This window comes from Streptococcus sp. 79, from assembly GCF_013277425.1.
In the GTDB taxonomy this organism is placed as follows: domain Bacteria; phylum Bacillota; class Bacilli; order Lactobacillales; family Streptococcaceae; genus Streptococcus; species Streptococcus pseudopneumoniae.
This window is the reverse complement of sequence record NZ_VMMW01000033.1, coordinates 1-5,160: the sequence shown is the minus strand read 5'-3', so window position 1 is coordinate 5,160 and position 5,160 is coordinate 1. Positions and strand designations below refer to the sequence as shown.

The following is a 5,160-nucleotide window of genomic DNA, read 5'->3' as shown; positions in this document are numbered from 1 at the left end:
CAGACGTGCTGACTTTCGTTTTCAGCTCTTCGTTTACCTTTTTGTTATCTTCCCCCACTGCCTGCGCAAATGCTGTTAATTTTGTAGTATCCATTTTGTGTTACACCTTTCCTAAATTGTAATAAAAGAGCAGGTCTGGCAATTCCTGACCTACTGGGCTCTCGCCTACAGTTCTACCTGCAAGCTGTTTCTCAACTTCTTTTGCAATATCCAGCTCTTTTAAAGCATGGACTTCCTCTGTGACCAATTCTTTATCTGAGGCGACTATCTTGATATGGACAGATTTATCACTGGGGAAAACATAGCCTCCAGCCGTGATTTCCAAGCGATAACTCCCAATGGGCAAGATAGCGTCCAGATGAAAACTCACACCTTGACTGGTAACAGCTACCTGCTTCTTCCACTGGTAGCCCTCCTTGGTCAGACTGATCAGCGCCTGCTCCCCTTCCAGAGAGGAGATGACTTGGTAGTCTTCGTCTAAGAGGGCAAAACCAAAGGTGGAAGCCAAGTCCCCTTGCTTAATCAGGTGACCGCCGTCAATCTGTGCGAGATTGGTCATATTGAGATTACAGACCATTCTGCACCTCTTTCTTTACTGTTTACTTTGTATCAAGGTTTTCAGTTCTCTCACATCTTCACCTAGCGATTTGACCTGTTCAGCCAGCACCAGAATAGCCTTGTTTTGTTCGTCATGGTTATCCAGTCTTTTGTTAGCCGACATTCGAAATTCGCGTAAGTTCTCAATGTCTTTTTCTATGGCTGTCATGCGATTTTCCTGTTTGGTTGCCCTGTCCTTCATGGAAAAGTACAAGACAACCACAGGAATCAGAGAAAAGAGAAACCGAATCAATAAGTGCTCAATCTCTGTCATAAACACCTCGCTAGTTCGCCAAGTGGCTCAAACCACGTCGCTTCAATTCCTTGCGCACACGGTCTTTCCAGCGTTTATGTACCCATGAAAAGTCAACTGCTCCACGTTCCAGTAGGTTGATGTACATGTCGATTTTTGCTTGATCTAGTGTAATCTTACTCATTGCTGCTACCTCCATTGTCTTCACTAGGGCTCTCTTGGTTTGTCGTTTCAGAAATGTCATCTTCTTTCTCGCTTTCTTTCTTATCTTCTACCGCTGGGGTTGGTTGTGCTTCTTCAGCTTGGTTTTCTGTGTCCGTAACCTGAGGGGTGTCCTCGTCGGTCTCCTCCTGGTCAGACTCTCCTTGAGCTTCCAGCTCCTCCAATCGCGCTAAGATATCCTCAATATCCTGAGCATTCTGGAGATTGACCTTCTGCATGCCATCCATGAGCTGGTTGGCTCTCTCCAGCGCTTCCGTCGTCTTAGCCAGTTGTTCTTGGTTCTTGACAATGGCGCTTGTTGGGTCCAGTTCGGTGCGAACCAATTCCAAAACCGCTTGGATAAGGGCGTCCTCACTATCCTGTGTATGGTCACCTGGCAATTCGCACTGCTCATAAGAATAGCGCCCCTTGTTTTCCATCTTGATTGCGACAACTGTTACATTTTCCCCACCTTTCAAGTAGGGATTGATTGCTACTTCGTAATTCATTCCTTATTTCCTTTCATTTTCGCTTGCGTTTCGTCAAAAAGTTCTTTAAGCGCTGGGTCATATTCCAGCACCGCCTTAAAGGCCTGTAATTCAGCCAAAGCCAGCCTATGGTGTACATTTAAATGCGCATAGTTCAATTCGATATCAGCCAAACGGTCGACGAGCGACTCAGCGACTAGCTTGTCGATTGTGTGATTATCCATGTCTGTTCTCCATTTTTTCTATTTTTTGATTTAATTCTTGAATGGCCTTGATTAAGTAAGGAACTAAAGCGGTATAGTCTATATGTAGATAGCCATCTGGATTCTCAGGATCTCGTGAGACAATTCTTGGAACGATGGTTTCAGCCTCTTGAGCTATTAGACCAATCTCCTCATGTTTCTTACTTTCGATGAAATCAAATGCAACCATTCTTAATCTGTTGATTTTGTCCAAGGCTTTCACAGCTGTATCTGTGATGTTCTCTTTTAAGCGTCTGTCTGATTTTTGTTCCATCCAATACTTCACGCTACCACTACCGACCTGATTCCACCAAACAACCGCATTCCTTCCGCCTTTGGGATTCCAACCATCACCAAAGACGTCTTTACTTCCAAGTTCGATACCATTTAAAAACACAGGAGAACGAGAAAAAGTAGTATTCCCATAGAAGTTTGCTCTCGATGAATCCGAAAAGTCAACCCTACCGTGGAAATTTGCTCCGTTTCGGCAATGCATGTTTCCTAACGTTGTCACATACCAAGCATTGGGGCCAGGACTGTTCCAACTGTAACCCCAGTTCGCCCAAAATGCGGTATTTTCGCCATTGTAGCTTCCGCCTTCGCCGTTTCCCATGCCGACCGAGAATTGGTTGACACCAGAAATCCAGCGACCTCTTCCTTGAGCAAAACGACCAATTGTAAACCCTCCTATTTGACCCTGATAAGCTTCTAAGAAAGTCGAGCGATTCACAACTGATTCAATCTTAGTCGCAAAGATACGTTTAGAAGTTAGTTCTCCAATAAAGGCGTCGTTGGCAATAAGTTTTCGAATAAAGGCATGATCAAACTTTACCTTATCAGCTGTGACCGCTTCGGCAGCTAAAACAGCTGTCGTTACTGAACCTGATTCAAAATTAGCTGTCTTCAACTTATCAACCATGGCAGACTTGATGACTGCTCTGTCAATCAGGGTCTCGCCTGTTATATGGGTTAATTTCCCAGAAAGACGATTATGACCATTGGCTCCTAGATTGATACCCGAAATCAAATCACCTGCACTGTTGATGTTTTGAACCAACCAGGAGCCAGCTAGTTGAGTCATTTTTGTTTGCGTGGCTTCAAGCTTCTTATTCGCATCTGCGACTGCATCTTCTGGATGTGGTTGCCATGTTCTAGGTTTATAACCTTTGTACAAGTCAACTTCTGTAATATACAAATCAGCTGTTCCTGATGATGAGCCATTGTTCTCAAAACGAATGTAAGCATTATCCATTTCTCCGGAATTAAAAGTTACTGAGACATCTTCGCATCTAGAGGTAGATAGTTTCTTGCTGCTAACAACTTTCTTAAAGATTGTGAATCCATCGCTCTCGCCTGCTCTTCGTCCCAAAATATAAACATCATAGCTTGCTAGAGCACTGTTGTTAAATCCTCTAAAATTCAGTACATAGTCAGTATTTCGTTCAAGATTAAAACGGTGACTAGACAAAAAGTTTTTGTTTTTAGTTGCATTGCTTAAACGCATAAGGTTTTTCTGCCCGTTGTGATAAAAGCTATGCTTAACCAATCTTCCTAAATTTTGAGTTGAGCCCCATTTATTCGTATCATTTTTAAAATCACTATTCTTAATGAGGTTAGGGCCGCTTACACTATATTTCCCAACCTCAACCTGAAACAGTTGATTGCTCATAGCCATGCGAGCAACCTTATCCGCAATTCCATTTTCAGTATTGCCCAAAATCCGCTCGTAAAGTTCACTGGTTTCCTTAACACGCTGGAAGTCAGTAGTCTCTACCTTACCTGCCAGTTGATGGGATAGGTTCGCAATGTTCCTGGTCATATCCTGCTTATAAGTTGTTATTTGGCTTGAAATATCCCTAAATGTCCCGTCGGCAGATTGACGATAGCTAGCTATTTGGCTAGTTATTTCTCTATTCGCACTCGTTTTAACTCCTTCAATTCTCCGATGAATCCCCTCCACGTCTTCTTGATAGCTTGATTTCCCTACATAATCTCTGGATATCTGCTCACGAACTGCTCTTGCTTGTCTCGCGCTCTCCTCACGAGTATAGCGCTGTAAGCTTTCCTGTCTTTGACCATCTTGAGCAACATAGGCCTGAACAGCCGACAAATCCGTTCGCAATTCCTGCGCTGTTCGCTCAAAGCTAGCCTTAGCTTGTGTGATGAGACCATTGGTGTCTTCAAGCGCTGGACTCCAGTCTGTCGCTAGGGTACCTTTTTCAAGTTTAATCCTACGAATGAAAATAGGTCCTCCGTATCCTAAATCTGAATTGAATAGGGTCATCTGTAGCTTGGATTCAGAGGGCGCATCCTCTTTAAAAAATACCGAACCTGTAAGCCTAAATCGCTGCCACTCCCTAGTCGCAGTGAACTTTTTTTGTCCCTCTATACCAAAGCCATTCGCCCCACTATGCGACATATGGAAAGGAAAAGAACCATCAACTTCATCGAGTTTATAATCAAACGAGAGAGTCCAAGTTGTCCCAATATCGGACTTTGAAAGATAGAGATCTAGATTATCAAACGCAAAACCAAAACGAGACTGTTGAATTTTCTCGGAATCACGATAATAGTTCCGACCACCAACTTGCATATTTGAAAATTCTTCTCGTAATTTCCCTGCTTCAGCCCTAATCAATGTCTTATCTGCCTTGTCCTTGGTTGCGTTCAGGATTTCCTGACGGATAGAGCCAGCCTGCACCTCAAATTCAGCCTGACTCAACTTCTGATTTAGTTTGTTCTGCGTGTCTGTCTCAAGACTCTTCACAGACTGCCTAATATTCTCAGCAGTCACGTTGAGGGAGCTGATATCCGCTTTGGTTCTGAGACCTTCAGTCAAACGCCTCACTCCAGCATCAAGCGCATCAGCGCGCTGATTAAAACGAGAGGTCATTGTTGAAATACGAGTAGAGCTCTCTTCTTGTATACGGTCTATCTGACTCGTCAGAGTCTCTGCTGTTTGCCTGACTTCTGATTTGTTAGCTTTCCCTTCCATTCTGTTCGTCAGTGCAGTTAGCCTGCCTTTAGTCGTCTCTTCATATCTTGCCTGAGAGCTTCTGACTCCAGCCAAGTCATTCTTTATCTGACCGAGAGCTTGAACTTGTTTGGAAATGTCAGTTTTAAGTTGCCTTTGCTTGGAGCTTATATCATTGGTAACTGTCTGCTTTAGAAGATTCAAATCACCCGACAAAGCCGTCTGAGCACTCCTAGTCTGCGACTTAAACGCTTCAAGTCTAGCAACAGAATCCAGCCCAATCCGCTTGGCTTCCTGAGCAAGAGAGCTACTTGCGCCAGCTTGTTTCAAAGCTTCCTCAGCCTTGCGCCTTGATTCTCGTAAAGGTTCATCATGAAAGCTATTGAAACGCTGATTGATAGTGTC

Annotated in this window: 6 protein-coding genes; all 6 read right to left on the bottom strand. The window is 43.8% G+C overall.

The features are described from left to right. Positions 1-100 precede the first annotated feature (100 nt). Entirely contained in the window at positions 101-577 is a 477-nt protein-coding gene (locus tag HT729_RS06435) for a hypothetical protein (RefSeq protein WP_023937796.1), read from the bottom strand. Positions 578-592: 15 nt separating this feature from the next. Further along, positions 593-871 (bottom strand): hypothetical protein, encoded by a 279-nt coding sequence (locus tag HT729_RS06430; RefSeq protein ID WP_000134981.1) that lies wholly within the window; start codon positions 869-871, stop codon positions 593-595. A 10-nt stretch (positions 872-881) separates the two neighbouring features. Further along, positions 882-1,034: a hypothetical protein gene (locus HT729_RS06425; protein ID WP_000036642.1), complete on the bottom strand. Its 153-nt coding sequence runs from the start codon at positions 1,032-1,034 to the stop codon at positions 882-884. Next, a complete protein-coding gene (locus HT729_RS06420) occupies positions 1,027-1,560 on the bottom strand; it encodes a hypothetical protein (RefSeq protein ID WP_001105679.1) in 534 nt (177 codons plus the stop codon). The genes HT729_RS06425 and HT729_RS06420 overlap by 8 nt, the downstream gene beginning before the upstream one ends. Next, a complete protein-coding gene (locus HT729_RS06415; protein ID WP_000368698.1) occupies positions 1,557-1,763 on the bottom strand; it encodes a hypothetical protein in 207 nt (68 codons plus the stop codon). Before HT729_RS06415 ends, HT729_RS06420 begins: the two co-directional genes overlap by 4 nt. After that, on the bottom strand, positions 1,756-5,160 hold a 3,405-nt coding region (locus tag HT729_RS06410), incomplete at its 5' end, for a tail fiber domain-containing protein (RefSeq protein WP_240164421.1). The genes HT729_RS06415 and HT729_RS06410, both read right to left, overlap by 8 nt.

Bases quoted from the DNA above. Each gene is read 5' to 3' on its own strand.
- HT729_RS06435 (WP_023937796.1), bottom strand. From the start codon at position 577: ATGGTCTGTAATCTCAATATGACCAATCTCGCACAGATTGACGGCGGT.
- HT729_RS06430 (WP_000134981.1), bottom strand. From the start codon at position 871: ATGACAGAGATTGAGCACTTATTGATTCGGTTTCTCTTTTCTCTGATT.
- HT729_RS06425 (WP_000036642.1), bottom strand. From the start codon at position 1,034: ATGAGTAAGATTACACTAGATCAAGCAAAAATCGACATGTACATCAAC.
- HT729_RS06420 (WP_001105679.1), bottom strand. From the start codon at position 1,560: ATGAATTACGAAGTAGCAATCAATCCCTACTTGAAAGGTGGGGAAAAT.
- HT729_RS06415 (WP_000368698.1), bottom strand. From the start codon at position 1,763: ATGGATAATCACACAATCGACAAGCTAGTCGCTGAGTCGCTCGTCGAC.